Source organism: Ruegeria sp. CDSA021 (assembly GCF_059612325.1).
The window spans coordinates 23,262-43,619 of the sequence record NZ_JBXWQJ010000019.1; the positions used below are offsets into that span (position 1 = coordinate 23,262).

Annotated in this window: 20 protein-coding genes; 14 read left to right on the plus strand and 6 right to left on the minus strand. The window is 57.7% G+C overall.

Annotated features, from left to right (window positions below):
• Positions 1 to 27: 27 nt before the first annotated feature.
• The 14 genes from rplQ (at position 28) to AC2FLD_RS19750 (ending at position 14,898) form a co-directional block, all read left to right on the plus strand.
• A complete protein-coding gene (gene rplQ / locus AC2FLD_RS19685; RefSeq protein ID WP_496673095.1) occupies positions 28 to 450 on the plus strand; it encodes a 50S ribosomal protein L17 in 423 nt (140 codons plus the stop codon).
• Between the two features lie 140 nt (positions 451 to 590).
• A complete protein-coding gene (locus tag AC2FLD_RS19690) occupies positions 591 to 1,922 on the plus strand; it encodes a DUF3300 domain-containing protein (RefSeq protein ID WP_050605852.1) in 1,332 nt (443 codons plus the stop codon).
• 1 nt (position 1,923) lies between these two features.
• A complete protein-coding gene (locus AC2FLD_RS19695; RefSeq protein ID WP_496673098.1) occupies positions 1,924 to 2,814 on the plus strand; it encodes a DUF2950 family protein in 891 nt (296 codons plus the stop codon).
• Positions 2,815 to 2,937: 123 nt separating this feature from the next.
• Positions 2,938 to 3,993, plus strand: a complete 1,056-nt coding sequence (locus tag AC2FLD_RS19700; protein ID WP_496673101.1) for a TauD/TfdA family dioxygenase — start codon at positions 2,938 to 2,940, stop codon at positions 3,991 to 3,993.
• Between the two features lie 74 nt (positions 3,994 to 4,067).
• Positions 4,068 to 5,453, plus strand: a complete 1,386-nt coding sequence (locus tag AC2FLD_RS19705; RefSeq protein ID WP_496673104.1) for a trypsin-like peptidase domain-containing protein — start codon at positions 4,068 to 4,070, stop codon at positions 5,451 to 5,453.
• 3 nt (positions 5,454 to 5,456) lie between these two features.
• Positions 5,457 to 6,767, plus strand: coding sequence for a replication-associated recombination protein A (locus tag AC2FLD_RS19710; protein ID WP_496673106.1), 1,311 nt, complete (start codon positions 5,457 to 5,459; stop codon positions 6,765 to 6,767).
• A gap of 98 nt (positions 6,768 to 6,865) precedes the next feature.
• Positions 6,866 to 7,672 carry a crotonase/enoyl-CoA hydratase family protein gene (locus AC2FLD_RS19715; protein ID WP_496673109.1) on the plus strand — a complete coding sequence of 269 codons (807 nt, stop codon included), beginning with the start codon at positions 6,866 to 6,868 and terminating at the stop codon, positions 7,670 to 7,672.
• 120 nt (positions 7,673 to 7,792) lie between these two features.
• The gene (locus AC2FLD_RS19720; protein ID WP_050605858.1) at positions 7,793 to 8,836 is read left to right on the plus strand and encodes an RluA family pseudouridine synthase; all 1,044 of its coding nucleotides are present in this window, start codon (positions 7,793 to 7,795) and stop codon (positions 8,834 to 8,836) included.
• A complete protein-coding gene (locus AC2FLD_RS19725; protein WP_496673112.1) occupies positions 8,833 to 9,504 on the plus strand; it encodes an HAD-IA family hydrolase in 672 nt (223 codons plus the stop codon). Before AC2FLD_RS19720 ends, AC2FLD_RS19725 begins: the two co-directional genes overlap by 4 nt.
• A gap of 3 nt (positions 9,505 to 9,507) precedes the next feature.
• Positions 9,508 to 10,215 (plus strand): ATP12 family chaperone protein, encoded by a 708-nt coding sequence (locus AC2FLD_RS19730; RefSeq protein WP_496673115.1) that lies wholly within the window; start codon positions 9,508 to 9,510, stop codon positions 10,213 to 10,215.
• 205 nt (positions 10,216 to 10,420) lie between these two features.
• Positions 10,421 to 11,437, plus strand: a complete 1,017-nt coding sequence (locus AC2FLD_RS19735) for an amino acid ABC transporter substrate-binding protein (RefSeq protein WP_050605861.1) — start codon at positions 10,421 to 10,423, stop codon at positions 11,435 to 11,437.
• Positions 11,438 to 11,559: 122 nt separating this feature from the next.
• A complete protein-coding gene (locus AC2FLD_RS19740; protein WP_050605862.1) occupies positions 11,560 to 12,792 on the plus strand; it encodes an amino acid ABC transporter permease in 1,233 nt (410 codons plus the stop codon).
• Between the two features lie 3 nt (positions 12,793 to 12,795).
• Complete coding sequence (locus AC2FLD_RS19745) at positions 12,796 to 14,094, plus strand: amino acid ABC transporter permease (RefSeq protein WP_050605863.1); 1,299 nt, start codon at positions 12,796 to 12,798, stop codon at positions 14,092 to 14,094.
• Between the two features lie 12 nt (positions 14,095 to 14,106).
• The gene (locus tag AC2FLD_RS19750) at positions 14,107 to 14,898 is read left to right on the plus strand and encodes an amino acid ABC transporter ATP-binding protein (protein WP_050605864.1); all 792 of its coding nucleotides are present in this window, start codon (positions 14,107 to 14,109) and stop codon (positions 14,896 to 14,898) included.
• A gap of 45 nt (positions 14,899 to 14,943) precedes the next feature.
• Here the strand turns inward: AC2FLD_RS19750 and AC2FLD_RS19755 are convergent, their stop codons facing one another.
• The 6 genes from AC2FLD_RS19755 to yidC are packed head-to-tail and all read right to left on the minus strand — an operon-like array spanning position 14,944 to position 20,287.
• Entirely contained in the window at positions 14,944 to 15,441 is a 498-nt protein-coding gene (locus AC2FLD_RS19755; protein WP_496673118.1) for a SixA phosphatase family protein, read from the minus strand.
• Entirely contained in the window at positions 15,438 to 16,127 is a 690-nt protein-coding gene (locus AC2FLD_RS19760) for a ferredoxin (RefSeq protein WP_496673121.1), read from the minus strand. Before AC2FLD_RS19760 ends, AC2FLD_RS19755 begins: the two co-directional genes overlap by 4 nt.
• A gap of 22 nt (positions 16,128 to 16,149) precedes the next feature.
• Complete coding sequence (argB, locus tag AC2FLD_RS19765; RefSeq protein ID WP_496673124.1) at positions 16,150 to 17,013, minus strand: acetylglutamate kinase; 864 nt, start codon at positions 17,011 to 17,013, stop codon at positions 16,150 to 16,152.
• Between the two features lie 60 nt (positions 17,014 to 17,073).
• Positions 17,074 to 17,727, minus strand: a complete 654-nt coding sequence (yihA, locus tag AC2FLD_RS19770; protein ID WP_496673126.1) for a ribosome biogenesis GTP-binding protein YihA/YsxC — start codon at positions 17,725 to 17,727, stop codon at positions 17,074 to 17,076.
• Positions 17,724 to 18,461: an MOSC domain-containing protein gene (locus AC2FLD_RS19775; RefSeq protein WP_496673129.1), complete on the minus strand. Its 738-nt coding sequence runs from the start codon at positions 18,459 to 18,461 to the stop codon at positions 17,724 to 17,726. The genes yihA and AC2FLD_RS19775 overlap by 4 nt, the downstream gene beginning before the upstream one ends.
• The gene (yidC, locus tag AC2FLD_RS19780) at positions 18,458 to 20,287 is read right to left on the minus strand and encodes a membrane protein insertase YidC (protein WP_050605870.1); all 1,830 of its coding nucleotides are present in this window, start codon (positions 20,285 to 20,287) and stop codon (positions 18,458 to 18,460) included. The genes AC2FLD_RS19775 and yidC overlap by 4 nt, the downstream gene beginning before the upstream one ends.
• Between the last annotated feature and the right edge of the window lie 71 nt (positions 20,288 to 20,358).

Here is a 20,358-nt window from a genome sequence, read left to right on the forward strand (position 1 = left end):
GCAAAACGCGAAAGAAGGAACTAGAAAATGCGTCACGCACGTGGTTACCGCCGCCTGAACCGTACTCATGAGCATCGTAAGGCTCTGTTTGCAAACATGGCTGGCTCGCTCATCGAGCATGAGCAGATCAAAACAACTCTGCCGAAGGCAAAGGAACTGCGCCCGATCATCGAAAAGCTGGTCACTCTGGGCAAGCGCGGCGACCTGCACGCCCGCCGTCAGGCCGCATCGCAGCTGAAAGAAGACAAAGACGTCGCAAAGCTGTTCGAAGTTCTGGGCCCCCGCTACGCCGAGCGTCAGGGCGGTTATGTCCGCATCCTGAAAGCGGGCTTCCGCTATGGTGATATGGCACCGATGGCGATCATCGAATTCGTTGATCGTGACATCGACGCCAAAGGCGCGGCCGACAAAGTCCGCGTTGCCACCGAAGAGGCTGCCGACGAAGAATAAGAAAGCCTGACTTTCTGATTTTCAGCCCCCGCGTCCCGGACGCGGGGGCTTTTTTTGTTTTGGACCGAGGCTCTTATTCCGAGATTTGTTGCCAGAATCATGAACTTGGGCAATCCTCAAAGAAATTGAAGGATCGCAATATGTTTAGATTTCTGATTTTTGCGCCTCTGATTTGCGCAGGTACTGCGCTTTTTGCGCAAGAAAACACTGATGAAACGACGGAAGTCGCGTCACAAGAGGCGACTGACCTCTTGACCGATGCAGAACTTCAGACGCTGGTCGCGCCGGTTGCCTTGTATCCGGATACTTTGCTTATCCAGATACTTGTTGCTTCGACACAACCGCTGGAGATTGTGAAGGCCGAGCGTTTTTTGATCGACAATGCCGATCGAGACCCGGCTGAGCTTGAACCTGAAATCGAGGCGATGGGCTGGGACCCGTCCGTCGGAGTTCTTGCGACGGCGTTTCCTGAGGTCGTTGGACAAATGGCAACGCATGTCGATTGGACAGAAACGGTGGGTACAGCGATGCTGGCCCAATCTGACGACGTGATGGACGCGGTTCAGGTGATGCGGGATCAGGCGATTGACAGCGGTGCACTGGTGTCAGGCCCCGAACAAACGGTCGAAGTCGAAGAGGATGAAACCGTCGTCATCACACCAACCAACACCGAAACGGTTTATGTTCCGCAATACGATCCTGCGACTGTGTATACCGGGCCATCAACGGGTGATGTTGTGGGTGCCGCTCTGCTCACATTTGGGGCCGTGGCTCTGATCGACGAGATTTTTGATGATGATGACGATTGGTACGGTTACTGGGGTTGCCGAAACTGCGGCGGATGGGGCGGTGGGCCGATCTACAGGAATCCAAACATCGACATAGACGTCGATGGCAACGTCAATATTGGCAACGACATTGATCTGGGTGACCGCACGGACATCGAGTGGAAACCCGACTCTAACCGTCAGCAAGAAGCGCGGAACAAAATCGCCGATCATAAACGCACTGGCGGCGGCGCTGGCACCTTGCCTGTAGACCGGCCAGCAGGGCGCACAGATGAGCTTCGTGCGAAGCTCAGCCGCGAATCCGGGGCCGCAGACATAAGTCGGGATGGTTCAGGCGCTGCTGCGCTGGCAGCCGGGGCGGGTGCCGGAGCGATTGCGGGTGGCGCATTGGCCAACCGGGGCAATGACAAGCAATTGCCTAAGGTCAACCGTGGGAATGTCGACACTGACAGAGCCGCCGCGAAACAGAAGGCTGTAGACCGAACCAAGCAGTCTTCTGGTGCCGCCAAGAAACCAGTCAAAAGCAATGCGAAGGCCGCCAAGAAACCCCAGGCCAAAAAGGCTGCGGTTCAGCACAATAAATCTGCGTCAAAAGGCAAAGCCATGCAAAAGAAAGCGTCCGGCAAAAGAACCCACAGCGCGTCAAAACGTGGGCACGCGGCCAAGGGAAAGCGGAGGAGATAAGATGCGAAATTTCATAGTTTCTTCTGCCCTTCTTTTCGCCACGGCCAGCGCAGCCGCTTCTGAGGGTGCCCATTTCAACAGCCCTCAAGCGGCGTTGGACGCGTTTGTCAGTGCGTTGAAATCGGATGATCGGGACCAGTTGTTGGATGTTTTCGGAGCTGAAGCCGAAGACCTGCTTGCAACCGGCGACCCCGAGGAAGACCGGGCCAGACGAGAGGAAGTGCTTGGCATGTATGCCGAGGGCTATCGCTTTCAGCCGGACGAGGACGGTGTTGTCGTTTTGCTGGGGGAGGACAGTTGGCCTTTCCCTATACCGATCTCTCGAGATGGTGAGGATTGGCACTTCGACCTCGTTGCGGGCATCGAAGAAGTTTCGGCCCGTGAGATCGGGTTGAATGAGCTGGAAGTGATGGAGTTGCTCGACGCATATGTCGATCTTCAGGCAGCGTTTCGTTTGGCCGACCACAACGGCGACGGTGTTATGGAGTTCGCGCGCAACATCATTTCCGATCCGGGTGTGAAAGATGGTCTGTTCTGGCCAGAAGAAGACAGCTTTGTCGGCGCGGCACTTGCACGGGCCGTGGCCTCGGGGTGGAGCGACGGAGAAGAGGATTACGAACCGGAACCCTTCCTTGGTTACTACTATACAATCCTTCAAGGTCAGGGTTCCAATGCTCCGGGCGGTGCGTATTCGTTCTTTGTTGGGGGGCATTTTGTGGCAGGCCATGCGCTGCTGGCCGTTCCTTCGGAATACGGCGAGACCGGAATTCACTCGTTTTTGGTTGGCGAAAACGGCCTCATTTTCGAGGCAGATTTTGGTCCTGACACGCTCGAACGCACGGCAAATATTTTGGAGTATGACCCGGGTCCTGATTGGTCGCCTACGGAGTAGAGTCAGAGGTGTTTGCGAAAGCGCACCGAACGGCTGTCGTATTTTGAAAACCTTCGGTGACTAGAGGTGATGTACTGTGCCTTTTTGCACGTGAAAACAGAGACAGCGTGAGGGGCGGCAGCGATGACAGTTTTTTCAGAGAGACCGGCACAAGTCACCGGTCCATCCGTTTGGACCGGACAAGAAATGGCAGCGCGGCAGAATGAATGGCTGTTGCATCTTAGCCCCGAAGATATCGCGGACCTCGAGCAAGCCGCGCGGCATTACCTAAGCCTAGGGCGAGATATCGGCGAAATCACCAAAGCAGACTTTCCGCTGCATCGGTTCGACCGCCACCTTGAGATCCTAAAGGACACACTGATCAACGGTATCGGGTTCGAGGTGATCCGGGGCCTGCCGGTCGAGAGTTATTCTCAGGAAATGGCCGCCGCGATTTTCTGCGGGGTGGGTGCCCATTTGGGATCGGCACGGTCCCAGAATGCGCAGGGACACATTCTGGGTCATGTCCGGGACATCGGTGCGAATGCAAATGATCCGAATACGCGGATTTATCAGACCCATGAGCGTCAGACCTTTCATACAGACAGCGCCGATATCGTTGGGCTTTTGTGCCTTCGGGACGCGAAAGAGGGTGGGGATTCACTGTTGGTCAGCGCCGAAGCAATCTACAACCGGATGCGCACCGATTGCCCGGATCTGCTAGAGCGGTTGTTCGACCCGATAGCGACTGACAGGCGTGGTGAAGTGCCGGAAGGCATGCAGCCCTTCATGACTATTCCGCCCTTCAGCTGGCATGATGGCAAGCTGACCGTATTCTATCAGCGCCAATATATCGACAGCGCGCAAAGGTTTCCCGAAGCCATGCGCCTGACCCCTGACCATGTCGCCGCTTTGGACAAGTTCGACGCCTTGGCAAACGACCCTGATCTATACCTGACCATGCGGTTGCAGCCCGGCGATATGCAGTTTGTTTACAACCATTCTCAGTTACATGACCGGACGGGGTTTGTGGACTGGCCTGATCCATCCGGGCGTCGGCATCTTTTCCGCCTTTGGCTCTCTCCGGAAGGGGATCGGGAGTTGCCTGACGTTTTCAAACAGCGTTACGGGTCGATCGAAGTGGGCAATAGGGGTGGGATCATTACAAAAGGAACCCGTCTGCACGCGCCGCTGGATTGAACGCCCCGGACATGTGCTTGCATTACCGCGCCCGTAGTCGCATATCCTACGCAGCTTTTGAGGTAGAGGTATCCATGCTTCGCGCGACACTTATCGCTTTGACCTGTGCGGTTTCCACAATTGCGACGGCTGAAACACGTGTGCCACAGTCGCAGGCCGAGATTTCTCTGGGCTTTGCTCCTGTCGTTAAGAAAGCCTCGCCTGCGGTGGTGAACATTTACGCCAAGATCGTGCGGCAGGGGCGGGCCAGCCCTTTCTTCTCGGACCCATTCTTTCAGGACTTCTTTGGCCGGGGCTTTGGCGCGCCACAACCCCGGGTGCAAAACTCATTGGGTTCTGGGGTGATCCTGTCCGAGGACGGCTATGTCGTGTCCAATTATCACGTGGTTGGGTCCGCGACAGAGATCCAGGTGGTCACCACGGACCGGCGCGAGTTTTCGGCCACCGTTGTTTTGGGCCATGAGGAAAGCGATATTGCTATCCTGCGATTGGAAGAGGCCGAAAACCTGCCTTTCCTGAACCTGCGGGATTCCGATCAGGTCGAAGTGGGCGAGCTGGCCCTGGCCATCGGAAACCCCTTTGGTGTTGGGCAAACCGTGTCGTCAGGCATCATCTCGGGCCTGGCCCGAACAGGCACGGCAACCGGTAATGCACGTGGGTATTTCATCCAGACGGATGCGGCGATCAACCCGGGCAATTCCGGTGGCGCATTGATCGATGTGAATGGCGATCTGATCGGAATCAACACTTCCATTCTGACGCGATCGGGCGGTTCCAACGGGATCGGCTTTGCTATCCCGGCCAATCTGGTGGCTGAGTTCTTGAAACAGGCGCAGCAAGGTAATGACAGATTTGTCAGCCCCTGGGCCGGAATGTCGGGTCAGCACATGAGCGCAGATATCGCTGAATCTCTGGGTCTGGTTATTCCATTGGGTGTTGTGATCTCGGACCTGCATGACCTCAGTCCGCTGCGTGAGGCGGGGCTTAAGGTGGGGGATGTCGTCACTCATGTGGACGGGGACGAGGTGAACTCACCCGCCGAAATGAAGTTCCGCATGTCCATCGCTGGTGTAGGGGGAACCTCTGTTCTGACGCGGTTGCGTGGCGAACAAAGCGATGAGGTCGAGGTGGCCTTGATCAAAGCGCCCGAAACGCCCGCTGCCGAAGAAACCGCGCTGGACGAAAATACAGTTCTGCCGGGCTTGGTTGTGTCACGGATCAATCCGGCGGTGATCACCAAGCTGGGCCTACCCCTATCGCTGAGCGGCGTTGTTGTGATCGATCCGGGCCCTTATGGCACGCGGGCGGGGTTGCGGCTTGGCGATGTGATCGAAACCATCAACGCGGTCGATATTCAGCGCCCCGGTGACGTTGAACGCGCTATGACAGACCCGGGACGCCGCGTGCAGATGGGTCTTCAGCGCGAAGGCCGGCCTGTGTCTCTGAGATTCCGGCTGTAACGCATGAGTGATCTGTTCGACGCCGATCCAACCGAATCCGCTGCTGCCCCGCATCGCCCTCTGGCAGATCGTTTGCGGCCCCAGTCGCTGGGTGACGTCATCGGTCAGGAGCAGGTGCTGGGGCCTGAGGCCCCGCTGGGTGTGATGCTGGCGGCGGGCAGCCTGTCCAGCCTGATCTTCTGGGGACCACCCGGAGTTGGAAAGACAACGATTGCGCGGCTTTTGGCGCAGGAAACCGATCTGCATTTTGTTCAGATCAGTGCGATTTTCACCGGTGTGCCGGATCTGAAGAAAGTCTTCGAGGCTGCAAAAATCCGCCGCCAGAACGGGCAGGGGACGTTGTTGTTCGTGGACGAGATCCATCGTTTCAACAAGGCGCAGCAGGACGGGTTTCTGCCTCATATGGAAGACGGCACTATCCTGTTGGTGGGTGCAACGACCGAGAACCCGTCCTTTGAACTGAATGCCGCCGTACTGAGCCGGTCGCAGGTTCTGGTACTGGAACGACTCAGCATTGCCGACCTTGAACGTCTGACGCAGCGTGCCGAGAAAGAGCTGGACCGTGCATTGCCTTTGACCCCCGCTGCACGCGATGCGTTGCAGGAAATGGCCGATGGTGATGGGCGGGCGTTGCTGAACCTGATCGAGCAGGTCTCGGCTTGGAAAGTGGACGCGCCGCTGGAGCCGGATGCGTTGTCGACACGCCTGATGCGGCGGGCGGCGAAGTATGACAAATCGGGGGATGAGCATTACAACCTCATCTCGGCCCTGCATAAGTCGGTGCGGGGGTCCGACCCGGATGCGGCGCTGTATTGGTTTGCGCGCATGCTGACCGGGGGCGAAGACCCGCGCTATCTGGCGCGCCGGATTACGCGGATGGCGGTCGAGGATATCGGCCTGGCCGACCCTCAAGCGCAGGCGATCTGTCTGCAATCGTGGGAGACATATGAGCGGCTGGGGTCACCCGAAGGGGAATTGGCGCTGGCCCAAGCCTTGGTGTATCTGGCGCTGGCTCCTAAATCCAACGGGGCCTATGTTGGCTATAAGGCGGCGATGCGGCTGGCCAAACAATCGGGCAGCGAGCCGCCGCCCAAACATATCCTGAATGCGCCCACATCTTTGATGAAGGATCACGGATACGGTGCGGGTTATGCGTATGACCATGATGCCGAGGATGGGTTTTCCGGACAGAACTACTTCCCCGAGACAATGAAACGCCCGGTCCTGTATCAGCCGGTCGAGCGCGGGTTTGAGCGTGAGCTGAAAAAGCGCCTCGATTATTTTGCCAAGCTACGGACGCAGCGCTACAGCTAGTTACGCGGGGTCAGTTTTGGACGTGCCGCGGCGTCACAGGCGACAGGTTTGCAATTGAACGCTTCCCTTGGGTCAATACCTGCAAGGGAGGACAGGATATGCCGGTTTTTATTGAAAAGACCCAGGACGTCTGGACCATCATCCACGACAGACCGGATGCGCGGAATGCCGTTGATACGGAACATGCCGAGGCTCTGGTCGAGGCTTTTCTGAGTTTTGAATCCAGTTCCGCCAAAGCTGCGGTGTTCTGGGGAAAAGGTGGTAATTTCTGTGCGGGCTGGGATTTGAAGCTCGCCGCGTCGCTGGTTGATCCGGAACTGCGCGAGGCATATTTTAACAAGCATACCTTCCCGATTGGTTCGGCCACCTCGACACTTGGGCCGATGGGGCCGTCTAGGCTGGAGCTTTCGAAGCCCATCATCGGCGCGATTGAAGGCGCAGCCGTGGCCGGAGGTATGGAACTTGCCCTATGGTGCGACATCCGAGTGATGGCAGAAACGGCGTATTTGGGCGTTTATTGCCGCCGTTGGGGGATCACACTGATGGATGGCGGCTCGGTCCGGTTGCCGCGTCTGGTGGGACAGGGCAAGGCGCTGGAGATTGCTTTGACAGGTCGCAGGGTCGAGGCTGAGGAGTGTTATCGGATCGGGCTTGCGGAAAAAGTCGCCCCGCATGGCGAAGCGCGTTCTGCAGCCGAAACAATGGCTCATGAAATCGCGCGCTTTCCGCAGGAGGCTGTTCGGGCCGACCGGCGGTCGATCATCGAAACCCGCGGAATGCCGGTCCGTGAGGCGCTCAAGGTCGAATGGGCGAATGGGTTGGAGGCGATCCGCCGCGAAGGAACATCGGGCGCGGGTCGTTTCCGGGATGGGGCGGGTCGACACGGAGACTTCTCGAACATCTGAGCACAACGGCCTGATACCTTGACTCTTGCCGCATAGCGCGCGACAGACGCCCATGATTTCTGGGACACGAAAAAAGGTGCAATCCGGGCGGATCACCCGCGCGGCGCAAGGGGCAATGGCATGAGTGGCGTACAGATGATTACAGTCGCTGAGGGCGATGGAGACCAGCGTGTGGACCGCTGGCTGCGTCGCTTGTTTCCGCATGTTAGTCAGGGCCGCATTGAAAAAATGTGCCGCAAGGGCGAGTTGCGCGTGGATGGCAGCCGCGCCAAAGCCTCGACCCGGCTGGAAGTCGGGCAAGTGGTTCGCGTACCTCCTTTGCCGGACGCGGATCACAAACCGGTTGAGGTCAAACACCGTGTCTCGGATGCGGATGCCAAGATGATCCAATCCTGCGTGATCTACCGCGACGATCACATTCTGGCACTGAACAAGCCGCATGGTTTGCCGGTGCAGGGTGGCAGCGGGCAGACCCGGCATGTCGACAGCCTGTCCGAGGCGCTGCGGTTTGGTTATGACGAGAACCCGCGTCTGGTTCACCGCTTGGACAAGGACACGTCAGGTGTCTTGTTGCTGGCACGCACGCGTGAGGCCGCCAAGGGATTGACGGCCGCGTTCCGTCACCGCGACACGCGCAAAATCTACTGGGCACTGGTGGCCGGTGTTCCGACGCCATATTTGGGTGAGATCAAGACGGGCCTTGTCAAAGCGCCCGGTCATGGCAAGCACGGTGAGGGTGAAAAGATGATCCCCGTGCATATGAACGAGATCGACAGTACTCCGGGGGCCAAGCGAGCGCACACGCTATACGCAACTCTCTACCGTGTCGCTGGCCGCGCGGCTTGGGTTGCTATGGAGCCGATTACCGGGCGGACTCACCAACTTCGGGCTCATATGGCCGCTATTGGGCATCCGATCATCGGGGATGGCAAATACGGCGGCTCGGGTCAGGAAAACCTGGGCGATGGTTGGGGTGCGCAACTGGGCGGGATTATCAGCAAAAAGCTGCACCTGCACGCACGGCAGCTATCATTCCTGCACCCGATTACGCGAAAACCTGTGACAGTGACTGCCCCCTTGCCAGAACACATGAAACACAGCTGGGACACGTTCGGCTGGGCCGAGGACCTGGCAGCTGAAGACCCGTTTGAGGAGCTGCAATGAGCGCACCCTTGCGGTTGGTTCTGTTTGATGTCGACGGCACATTGGTCGACAGTCAGGGCAGTATCGTTCACTCTATGACAACCAGCTTTCAGGCGGCGTCCGTGCCCGTGCCATCGCGCGGCGCGATCCTGTCAATTGTTGGTCTTTCCTTGCCGCACGCCATTGCCCGGCTGGCACCGGATCAATCATCCTTGGTCCAGAACAATCTGGTTGAAGGGTACAAAGAGGCTTACCATGCGCATCGGCTTGACTTGGGGGCGGCCAGTTCTCCGCTTTATCCAGGCGCGCGTGAGGCGATTGAAGCGTTGCACGCTGTGCCCGAAGTGCTTTTGGGCGTTGCCACCGGAAAATCACAGCGCGGTCTCGATGCGCTGATCGAGGCACACGAGCTTGAGGCTTATTTCGTAACGCGTCAGATTGCAGATCATCACCCCTCCAAGCCACACCCGTCGATGGTACAGACCGCATTGTCGGAAACCGGCGTTGATCCGGATTGTGCCGTGATGATCGGTGACACGAGCTTTGATATGGACATGGCCGCCGCAGCAGGGGTGCGGGGAATTGGTGTGACCTGGGGATACCATGATCGCTCGGCTTTGACTTCGGCCACATGCCTAATCGAGAGGTTTGACCAGTTGCCCACGGCGCTGGCTGGAATATGGAACTAGACTATGAGCGACTGGAAACCAAAACGCTTCTGGAAAGAAAGTGCCGTTGTTAACTCCGATGGCGGGTTTACGGTTGAATTGGACGGCCGGCGTGTCAAAACCCCGGCCAAGCAAAGTTTGATCCTGCCAACCCGCCCGATGGCCGAAGCCGTCGCGGCGGAATGGGACGCTCAGGAAAAAGTGGTTGATCCCGCAACAATGCCGTTCACCCGGTCTGCCAATGCCGCAATCGACAAAGTTCGTGTTCAGCACGCCGAAGTGGCCGAAATGCTGGCCGATTACGGTGAGTCAGATCTGCTGTGTTATCGGGCCACACACCCGCAGGAGCTGCAGAACCGTCAAAGCGCCGAATGGGACCCGGCACTGAATTGGGCTGAGTCAACACTGTCCGTCCGTCTGGTGCCAGTCGTGGGCGTGCTGCATCAACCGCAATCGGGCGCTGCCCTCGCGACGCTGCGCGCGCGCGTCCGTGCGCTGGATGCGTTTCAACTGGCGGCCTTCCATGATCTGGTCAGCCTGTCCGGGTCGTTGATTCTCGGGTTCGCGGCAGCCTTGGATTGGCGCAAACCGGACGAGATATGGCGCATTTCGCGGTTGGATGAAAGCTGGCAGATCGAACAATGGGGCCACGACGACGAGGCGCATGAGGTTGCTGAAACCAAAAGGGCGGCGTTTCTGCACGCGAAACGCTTCTTCGATATGTCTGTTTGAGCCTTAATTCCTGATATTTGGGCAATTGCGCAATGGGCTTGGGGTGTGATCCATCGTTTTCGATGATCCGACCCTTGACGTTTGTTTATGAATACGCCCAAACTCGGTCCCACTAAAGGGGAGACACCTTTGGGGTAACCTTTCCGGCATCCACTTGCCGGGCAGAGCCGCCTCGCAAGAGGTGGAAAATCAGGAAGAGGTAAAAATGAAAAAATCCGTAATCTTGGGCGCGGCAACGATTGCCGGTCTTTCTGCTGGCGCAGCCATGGCAGGGACCGTTGACGACGTTAAAGCGCGCGGCAAGCTGAACTGTGGCGTGACAACCGGTCTGGTTGGCTTTGCTGCACCCGACGCCAATGGCGAGTGGCAAGGCTTTGACGTTTCGCTTTGTCGTGCTGTCGCCGCTGCCGTTCTAGGCGATGCAAACGCCGTCGAGTTCGTTCCGACTACCGGTAAGACACGCTTTACCGCTCTGGCATCCGGCGAGATCGACATGCTGGCCCGTAACACCACCTGGACCTTCAGCCGCGACGTCGACCTGAAGTTTGAATTCACTGGTGTGAACTATTATGATGGTCAGGGCTTCATGGTTCCCAAGGCGCTGGGCGTGAGCTCGGCCAAGGAACTGGATGGCGCAACTGTCTGCATCCAGACGGGTACCACGACCGAGCTGAACCTGGCGGACTTCTTCCGCTCGAACAACATCAGCTATGAGCCGGTTCCGATCGAAACAAACGCCGAAGCGCAGCAGCAGTATCTGGCTGGCGCATGCGACGTTTATACCACCGACGCATCCGGTCTGGCCGCAACCCGCGCCACGTTTGAAGCACCGGACGAGCACGTTCTGCTGCCCGAAATCATCTCAAAAGAGCCGCTGGGCCCGCTGGTCCGTCACGGCGACCACGAATGGGGTGACGTTGTTCGCTGGACTCTGAACGCGCTGGTCTCGGCGGAAGAACTGGGTGTGACCTCGGCCAATATCGATGAGCTGAGCGCTGGCACCGACAACCCGGAAATCAACCGTCTGCTGGGTACCGAAGGCACCCTGGGCGAGATGCTGGGCCTGGACGCTGACTGGGCTGCGAAAGCCATCAAGGCCGGCGGCAACTATGGCGAAGTGTTTGCCAAGAACATCGGTGAAGAAACCCCGATCGGTCTGGCACGCGGCCTGAACGCACAGTGGACCGAAGGTGGCCTGCTGTACTCGCCGCCGTTCCGCTAAAATGTAAGGAATTGGGCGTGGGGTAACCTGCGCCCTCTTCGCATCAAAAAGCTGCGGAAATATCTAGAGCGGGGAGAAACCCGCCAAGAAAACAAATTCGCACGCTACGGGGATTTCAAAATATGTCGACTATGACTGATCCACCGAAAGCTGACTTTCGGTTGTCCATGCTCATTAACGACACCCGCTATCGCTCCCTGACGTTTCAGGTGATCGCGGCGATCGTTATTGCGCTTTCCATCTGGTATCTCGGTAACAACCTGATCCAGAACCTGCGGGCCGCTGGGCTCAACATTTCCTACTCTTTTCTAGGTGACTCTTCCGGGTATGACATAAACCAGCGTCTGGTTGAGTACGACAGTCAGTCCAGCCACGGGCGTGCTGCGGTTGTTGGTATTCTCAACACGCTATTGGTCGCCTTTCTGGCTTGTATCACGGCCACGATATTCGGAGTGATCGCGGGTGTTCTGCGGCTTTCCAACAACTGGCTGGTGTCCAAACTGATGGCAGTCTATGTCGAGATCTTTCGGAATATTCCGGTTCTGATCTGGATCATCATCATCTTCACCGTCATGACGGCTGTGCTGCCCGGACCGCGCGCGTTCCGGGGTGACAACGCAACATCCAGCATGTTGTTCGATGCTTTCGCCTTTACCAACCGGGGTGTCTATGTTCCGCGCCCCGTATTCGCAAACGGGCTGTTTGGCGCAACCATTCTGAACTGGTTGCTGGTCATCGTTGTTCTGATCGGCTCGTGGTTTGCATCGCGAGAAATCGAAAAGCGGGCAACTTTGAAGCAGGAAGCGACTGGTGAGCGCCCAAAAACGTTCTTGGTCAAGCTGGCTGTTTGGCTGATGCCTTTTGCCGTGTTGATGCTCATCATGGGTCTGACTTGGGATATTCCCGCTTTGAAAGGGTTCAATTTCAGTGGCGGCATCAAGGTTGGTGGCCCGCTGATTGCCTTGTGGTTTGCTCTTTCCATCTACACTGGTGCGTTCATTGCGGAAAACGTTCGCGCGGGTATTCAGGCAATCAGCAAAGGCCAAACCGAAGCTGCGGCTGCATTGGGTCTGCGTCCGGGACGGATCATGAACCTTGTCGTTTTGCCTCAGGCGCTGCGGGTCATCATCCCGCCACTGATTTCGCAATATCTGAACATCACCAAGAACTCGTCGCTGGCGATTGCAGTGGGTTATGCGGATATCACAGCGACGCTGGGTGGTATTACGCTGAACCAGACCGGACGCGCGATCGAATGTGTTCTGCTGCTGATGCTGTTCTATCTGACGGCCTCCCTGCTGATTTCGATGGCGATGAACATCTATAACGCTTCCGTCAAGCTGAAGGAGCGCTGAGCCATGAGTGATCAAACAACAAACCCGATCGCCTTCGTGGCCGAAGACACAATCCCGCCCTCGCCTCCGCCAGCACGTGAGACAGGGGTGGTTAAGTGGCTGCGCGAGAATCTGTTCTCGGGCGTGACAAACACTGTCCTGACGGTGCTGTCGCTGGTGCTGATCTACATTCTATTGAAGAACACGTTGCCGTGGATCTTTAACGGGGTGTGGAATGCCAACTCTTTGGCGGAATGCCGTGAGATTCTGGCAGGTAAGACCGGTGCCTGTTTCGCGGTTCTGACCGAACGCTGGCCTCAGTTGATCTATGGCTTCAAGTACCCTGCCGACGCTTACTGGCGACCGAACCTAGCCTTAGTGCTGATGTTGGTCGCCCTTGCACCGGTGTTGTTCTTTGATCTGCCCCGCAAGATGTTGCTGTTTACCGCAGTCTATCCTTTTGTGGCTTTCTGGCTGATCTGGGGGGGCACGATTCTGGTTCCTGTGGTGGCGCTTGTCGGTTTCATTGCTGCGGGTGCTGTGTTCCAGAAACTGGGTAACAACAGCTTTGCTGCCGGGTTCTTTGGGGCCATCGTGACTGCGCTGGTAATCTGGAACGTCGGCGGAGCTCTGATCCCCGAAGGCTTATCCGAGAATGCTTGGCTCACAGCTGTTCCCAGCCGTGATCTGGGTGGATTCATGCTGAACATGATGCTGGGTGTGACCTGTGTGTCTTTGTCAGTGCCTCTGGGTATCGCGCTGGCTTTGGGCCGTCAGTCGAACATGCCGCTGATCAAATGGGTCTGTGTCATCTTCATCGAATTCATCCGAGGCGTGCCTCTGATCACGCTGCTTTTCGTGGCTTCGGTGATGCTGGCGTATTTCTTCCCGCCTGACAGCACTGTCGACCTGTTCCTACGCGTTGTGATCATGATCACCATGTTCTCGGCAGCTTATATTGCCGAGGTGATCCGCGGCGGTCTTGCAGCGCTTCCACGTGGACAGTACGAGGCAGCAGACAGCTTGGGCCTTGATTACCCGCAGGCAATGCGGCTGATCATCCTGCCGCAGGCGCTGAAAATCTCGATCCCCGGTATCGTGAACGTGGCCGTCGGCCTGTTCAAGGATACCACACTGGTTTCGGTCATCTCGATGTTCGATCTGGTGGGCATGATCCGGGGTCCCATCTTGGCGTCGACCGAATGGAACGGCGTCTATTGGGAGCTTCTGGGCTTCGCCGCGCTTCTGTTCTTCGTCGTCTGCTACGGCATCTCTCAATATTCTCAGTGGCTCGAGCGTCGCCTTGCCACAGATCATCACTAAGGAGTTCAACATATGTCTGAACTTGCAATTGACCGTGAAATCGACCGTTCCAAGATGCAGGTGAGCGACGAGATCGCCATCGACATTAACAACATGAATAAGTGGTACGGGTCGTTCCACGTGCTGCGCGACATCAATCTGACCGTCAACCAGGGCGAGCGGATTGTTATCGCGGGCCCGTCGGGGTCTGGTAAATCCACCCTGATCCGCTGCCTGAACGCGCTGGAGGAACACCAGCAGGGTAAGATCGTTGTGGACGGGATCGAGTTGTCGAATGACCTCAAGAACATCGACAAGATCCGGTCCGAGGTTGGCATGGTGTTCCAGCACTTCAACCTGTTCCCGCACCTGACCATTCTGGAAAACTGCACGCTGGCGCCGATTTGGGTGCGCAAGACGCCTAAGAAAGAGGCCGAAGAGCGTGCGATGCATTTCCTGGAAAAGGTTAAGATACCCGAGCAGGCCGACAAGTATCCCGGCCAGTTGTCAGGTGGTCAGCAGCAGCGTGTGGCGATTGCCCGCTCACTCTGCATGATGCCGCGGATCATGTTGTTCGATGAACCGACCTCGGCGCTGGATCCCGAGATGATCAAAGAGGTGCTGGACACCATGATTGAGCTGGCCGAGGAAGGCATGACCATGCTGTGCGTGACGCACGAGATGGGCTTTGCCCGGCAGGTGGCCAACCGGGTGATCTTTATGGATGCCGGCCAGATCGTTGAACAGAACGAACCAGAAGAGTTCTTCAACAACCCGCAGAGCGAACGGACCAAACTGTTCCTCAGCCAGATTCTGGGCCACTAACCGGCCTAAACTCAAAGGAAAGGCGGGGTTTTGCCCCGCCTTTTTCTATTCTAGCAATTCGCGCGGAATTGCGAAGCCAAGAACTTTCCCGGTGTGCCATTGGAGCTCGGCCCAACTGGCAACGTCAAATTCCATGACGGTTGTTGCGCAGGTCGGATAGTCCAGAAATCGCGAATGTGCCGGAGTGTCCTGCACCAGTTGGCGGGCAAACTGTGCGATCCCCGGATTGTGTCCCAACATCAAGACGGTCCGACCCTTCGCTTCGAACAACTGGCGTATCATCTGGTCAGGACCCGCCAGGTAAAGCGCATCCTGAAAACGGACATACTCAGCTGTCATCGCCATCCTACCCCAGGTTTCGCGGGTTCGGGTTGAGGTCGAGCTGAGAACCTCATCCGGCACCCATCCATGTGCACGTAACCATTTGGCAATTGCGGAGGCAGACTTGCTTCCTCGTTTGCTTAACGGTCGTGCATGGTCGTCCAGCATCGGATTGTCCCAGCTGGATTTGGCGTGGCGTGTCAGGATCAGGGTGTGGGTCATGACGGGTGGAACGACCTCATGTGATGGGCCGACTGTTCTGATGTGCGTCCCGAGCCCGCGCTAAGAGGGCAGGCAAGGCGGGCAAGACATCCGCCGCCGGTCATGCAGGTCTGCCCTTGGGGCGTATTCAGATGGCTGTGGCAGGCCGAGACGTCGTAGAACTCTTGTGCGTTCAGGGCGCCGACAGGGCAGGCTCGCGTGCAGGGCGCGTCGCAGGTGGTGCAGGGGGATTGTCCGTATGTCTTTGGGATATCGAATTCGTCGGCAAAATGTAGTGCACCGCGATACGAGATCATCATGCCAACGGTATCGTGCACCAACGCCCCGACCGGGCTGCTGAAAGTCCGTCCTGATTTCAGCGCCCAGTCGATGAAAGGAGCATAAGGAGGCCCGCCAAAGGGAAAAAAGGCATCTGCACCAAGTGTCCGGGCCATCCCGCCAATCACTCTGGTGGACCACCGGTCAACCGGATCGGGTGCGCCCCATTCTGGGGCTGCTTTCAAGACTGGCCAAAAGTCCCCCCCGGCCCCCAACAGGACCAGCGTGCCGGTTTCAAGCTGTTTGGCGTCCACCTTGCGGGGATGCAGTGCCCCCATGACAATCAGCCCATTACAACGGGCTGCCTCAGCGACGTGGTCATAGGGCGCTGTATTTGGATCGGAGGAAGATTGTGCAAGATTGGTCATGTCTCTTCCTTCCTCAAACGGGTCAGTCCGGCCGTATCAGCGACCCGGCCCCGTGTTCCGTGAACAGTTCGAGCAGCACTGCGTTTGGCGCGCGTCCGTCCAGGATCACCACGGCCCGAACACCGCTGTGCAGCGCGTCAAGGGCAGTCTCGGTCTTAGGGATCATGCCTCCTGCGATCGTGCCCTCACGGGTCATTTCGCGAATTTGCCCGGCCTTCAGTTCGGTGACAACATCTCCGGCGGCGTTCTTGACACCCGAGACATCGGTCAGCAGCAGCAACCGGTCGGCCTTTAGCGCCGAGGCAATTGCTCCCGCCGCCGTGTCGCCATTGACGTTGAATGTTTCGCCATCACGACCTGCGCCCAGCGGAGCAATCACCGGGATTACGTCATGTGAGAACAGGTCTTGCAGGATCTTGGGGTTCATTTCGGCGGGTGTGCCCACATATCCCAGCGACGCGTCTGTCTGGTCGCAGGTCATCAGGTTTGCATCTTTGCCAGACAGGCCAACCGCCGAACCGCCCTGATCATTGATCGCCTGAACAATGCGCTTGTTCACAAGACCGGACAAAACCATCTCGACCACTTCGACGGTTGCGGTATCAGTCACACGTTTGCCGTTCACAAACTCGGACTGGATATCCAGCTTATCCAACATGGCGTTGATCATCGGACCGCCGCCATGCACAACGACTGGATTGACCCCAACCTGCCGCATCAGAACCACGTCACGGGCAAAGCTTTCCATCGCCTCATTGCTGCCCATCGCGTGGCCGCCCAGCTTGATGACGACAATGGCTCCGTCATAGCGCTGCAGATAGGGCAGAGCGCTGTTGAGTGTAGCTGCGGTGGCAATCCAGTCCCGGTTCATATCTCGTGTCTTCATGGCTAAAGTCCCTTTGGAGACCTGTGTTAGGGCCTTTGCACGGCCCTGCCAAGGGCGAAGCTATTCCAGATGCGCGATGATGGACCGCAAGGTCGCGATGCCGTCGCCTTTCTCGGAAGAGGTCAGCACGATTTCCGGGAATGCTGCGGGGTGCTTGGACAAGGCAGCGCGCGTCTGGTCCAGCACCTTCTCGCGATCCTTGGCCTTGACCTTGTCGGACTTGGTCAGAACGCATTGAAAGGTTACGGCGCTGGTATCCAGCAGTTTCATGATCTCGGCATCAACCGGTTTCACGCCGTGGCGCGCATCGATCAGTACAAAGGCGCGACGCAGGGTCTGGCGACCGCTGAGATACTGTTTCAGCAGTTTCTGCCACTTCTCCACCACTTTCAGCGGGGCATTCGCATAGCCATAGCCAGGCAAGTCCACCAGATAGAGTTCGGGGCCCTGGGTGAAAAAGTTGATCTCTTGCGTGCGCCCGGGCGTGTTTGAGGCCCGTGCCAGACCCTTGGTTCCGGTCAGCGCGTTGATCAAGCTGGACTTGCCGACATTCGACCGGCCTGCGAAGCAGACCTCCAACCGATCAGGAGCGGGCAGGCCGTTCATGGCGACCACGCCTTTGACAAATTCAGAAGGGCCAGCGAACAGTTTGCGCCCTTTCTCTTTGGAAAGGTCATCCGGATCTTCAGCCAGTGGAAACGGAAGTGATGTCATAGCACGCACACCTCATCATTCAGACGGATCTCACCGCCTTGAATTACCTCGGCGTAAACACCGAAATCCTGATGGCCCCAGCTGCTCAGCGCGCCCAGAGTGTCCGCGTCGCGCGCACCGGTTTCGGGGTTGGCGGTGGTGGCCTTGCAGCGGGTGATACGTTCGCGCACACGGAACACGGCCTGCCCAATGCGGACTTCGCGCCCCAACCAGTCGAACTCTTCCCACAAGGGCAGGCCGTCAATCCAGATGTTCCCGCGCCAGCGTACGGTGGACAGCGTTTGACCAAGTTTTTGTTCGACCGCGCGGTGAGAAGCCATGTTGCACAGGCTGATGGATGGGAAATCACTGTCCGTCATTCCGCGTCCCGGAACCCGGACTATCCGGGCAGATGCTGCGCGGTCAGTGGGCATCAGCGGCTTTACCCAATCCAGAAAAACCTCTTGTTCGGCATCCGGGGTGAAGCTCAGATCGGGTCTGTCGCGGTGCCGGAGTGTCACCTGATCTCCGTGCAACTCGGCGGAGATCGCCGCCAGTTCGGGTGCCTTTGCGACGCGGCTGAAATTAGAACAAGGGGCCCAGTCCGACCCATCTGTCTTGGCGGCTTCATGAGCAACCGCCCAAACGCGATCCCCGGGCATGGTCTGCCCGGGGATGACTGTAACTTGGCTCAGGGCTTCGTGCCCGTGACTTTTGATCGGGTGACGCCAGAGATTTGAGACTGTCCCGCTCATTTGTTGTCCGTTTTTGGCGTCTTCTTGAAGCCGGATCTGATATTCCCGAACACGTCCGGTTTGTAACCCTGACTGCGCATGATGAGGTATTGCTGTGTGAACGTGATCGTGTTGTTCGCAATCCAGTAGACGACCAGACCGCTGGCAAAACCGCCTAGCATGAACATGAAGACCCAGGGCATCCAAGCAAAGATCATCGCTTGAGTGGCGTCGGTTGGTGCTGGATTCAGCTTCTGTTGCAGCCACATCGAGATACCCAGCAGCAGCGGCAGAATACCGATGAAGATCAACGCCATGATGCTTTCAGGTGCGGGTGTCGCCCAAGGCAGCCAGCCAAAGAAGTTGAAGATCGAGGTCGGGTCAGGCGCGCTCAGGTCCTGGAACGGTCCGAACCAGGGTGCCTGACGCAGTTCGATCGTGACGAAAATCACCTTATATAGCGAGAAGAAGATTGGGATCTGCAACAGGATCGGCAGACAGCCTGCGGCCGGGTTCACCTTTTCCTTCTTGTACAGTTCCATCATGCCTTGCTGCATCTTCTGACGGTCGTCGCCGGCGGCTTCTTTCAGAGCCTCCATCTGCGGCTGCAATTCCTTCATCTTGGCCATCGAGACGTAGGATTTGTAGGCCAGCGGGAACAGGATCGCCTTAATGATCAGCGTCAGACCGATGATCGACCAACCCATGTTGCCAATCAGCACGTTGATGTTGTGCAGAAGCCAGAAGATCGGTTTGGTCAGGAAGAAGAACCAGCCCCAATCGATGCTGTCGATGAATTTCTGAACGCCTTCGGACTGGTATTCCCGAATAGCCTCCCATTCTTTTGCACCGGCAAAAAGGCGAGTCGTGACCTGCTCGGTCGCACCCGGCGCAACGGTCAGCGTCGGCAGAACGGTCTCTGTCTGATAGATCTTGCGGCGCGAGTCATACTTGGCGGCTGCTTTGAACGCGGAACCAGGCTCAGGGATCAGCGTGGTCATCCAGTAGTGATCGGTGAAACCGATCCAGCCGTTTTCCTTGACCTGATATACCTCGGCCTGCGCGCGTTCGTTCGGATCGATGTCGAAATCACGAACGTCGCCGTAATCCACTTCTGTCAGAGTGCCGTCAGCCATGCCGATAACGCCCTCATGAAGAATGAAGAAGTTCTTCAGGCCAGGCAGATCACCGTCTTCGCCAATACCGTGGCGTGCCAGGATGCCGTAGGGGGCCATGCCGACCTCGGCCTCGGTGGCGTTTTCAACCGACTGCGTGACGCTGAACATGTAGTTATCATCCACCGAGATGGTGCGGCGGAAGGTCAGGCCGTTGCCGTTGTCCCAAACAAGCGTCACCGGACTGTCGACGCCGAGGGTCTCACCCTGCTCAACGGACCAGATGGTGTTGGGGCCGGGTACGTCGGCACCGCTCAGGCCCGCGCCAGGAGCCCAGCCGTACAGTGCGTAATACGCGGACTCGGACCCCACCGGAGCCAACAGTTCGACAATCGGAGAATCGTCGGCCAGCGAAACCTTGTAGTCTTTCAGCGACAGCTCATCGATGCGACCACCGGCGAGCGACAGGCTTCCGGTCAGGCGCGGCGTGTCGATGCTGATCCGCGGGGCCTGAGCCTCGGGTTCAGCTTCGGTCGCAGCTGCGGTTGCTTCCCCCACAGCGCCTGTTTCAGCAGCGCTTGGCGTTTGAACCTCATTGCCTTCGACATTGGCAATTTCAGCCTGTTCCGGTGCAGGCGTCGGTTCCGGCGGGGGGAACAGCACAAACCAGACCAGGATCACGAGAAAGCTGAGCGCGGTTGCGAGGATGAGATTCTTGTTCTGATCGTCCATCGGGGACAGCCACCTTGAGCAGTGAAAGACACCCGCAGGGTTCAACAGAGTGCGGGCCCAAAGGTCAAGCG

Bases quoted from the DNA above. Each gene is read 5' to 3' on its own strand.
- AC2FLD_RS19750 (WP_050605864.1), top strand. From the start codon at position 14,107: ATGTCTGAACTTGCAATTGACCGTGAAATCGACCGTTCCAAGATGCAG.
- yihA (WP_496673126.1), bottom strand. From the start codon at position 17,727: ATGACATCACTTCCGTTTCCACTGGCTGAAGATCCGGATGACCTTTCC.
- AC2FLD_RS19740 (WP_050605862.1), top strand. From the start codon at position 11,560: ATGTCGACTATGACTGATCCACCGAAAGCTGACTTTCGGTTGTCCATG.
- AC2FLD_RS19705 (WP_496673104.1), top strand. From the start codon at position 4,068: ATGCTTCGCGCGACACTTATCGCTTTGACCTGTGCGGTTTCCACAATT.
- AC2FLD_RS19730 (WP_496673115.1), top strand. From the start codon at position 9,508: ATGAGCGACTGGAAACCAAAACGCTTCTGGAAAGAAAGTGCCGTTGTT.
- rplQ (WP_496673095.1), top strand. From the start codon at position 28: ATGCGTCACGCACGTGGTTACCGCCGCCTGAACCGTACTCATGAGCAT.
- argB (WP_496673124.1), bottom strand. From the start codon at position 17,013: ATGAAGACACGAGATATGAACCGGGACTGGATTGCCACCGCAGCTACA.
- AC2FLD_RS19755 (WP_496673118.1), bottom strand. From the start codon at position 15,441: ATGACCCACACCCTGATCCTGACACGCCACGCCAAATCCAGCTGGGAC.
- AC2FLD_RS19690 (WP_050605852.1), top strand. From the start codon at position 591: ATGTTTAGATTTCTGATTTTTGCGCCTCTGATTTGCGCAGGTACTGCG.
- AC2FLD_RS19775 (WP_496673129.1), bottom strand. From the start codon at position 18,461: ATGAGCGGGACAGTCTCAAATCTCTGGCGTCACCCGATCAAAAGTCAC.
- AC2FLD_RS19760 (WP_496673121.1), bottom strand. From the start codon at position 16,127: ATGACCAATCTTGCACAATCTTCCTCCGATCCAAATACAGCGCCCTAT.
- AC2FLD_RS19710 (WP_496673106.1), top strand. From the start codon at position 5,457: ATGAGTGATCTGTTCGACGCCGATCCAACCGAATCCGCTGCTGCCCCG.
- AC2FLD_RS19700 (WP_496673101.1), top strand. From the start codon at position 2,938: ATGACAGTTTTTTCAGAGAGACCGGCACAAGTCACCGGTCCATCCGTT.
- AC2FLD_RS19695 (WP_496673098.1), top strand. From the start codon at position 1,924: ATGCGAAATTTCATAGTTTCTTCTGCCCTTCTTTTCGCCACGGCCAGC.
- AC2FLD_RS19720 (WP_050605858.1), top strand. From the start codon at position 7,793: ATGAGTGGCGTACAGATGATTACAGTCGCTGAGGGCGATGGAGACCAG.
- AC2FLD_RS19725 (WP_496673112.1), top strand. From the start codon at position 8,833: ATGAGCGCACCCTTGCGGTTGGTTCTGTTTGATGTCGACGGCACATTG.
- AC2FLD_RS19715 (WP_496673109.1), top strand. From the start codon at position 6,866: ATGCCGGTTTTTATTGAAAAGACCCAGGACGTCTGGACCATCATCCAC.
- AC2FLD_RS19745 (WP_050605863.1), top strand. From the start codon at position 12,796: ATGAGTGATCAAACAACAAACCCGATCGCCTTCGTGGCCGAAGACACA.
- AC2FLD_RS19735 (WP_050605861.1), top strand. From the start codon at position 10,421: ATGAAAAAATCCGTAATCTTGGGCGCGGCAACGATTGCCGGTCTTTCT.
- yidC (WP_050605870.1), bottom strand. From the start codon at position 20,287: ATGGACGATCAGAACAAGAATCTCATCCTCGCAACCGCGCTCAGCTTT.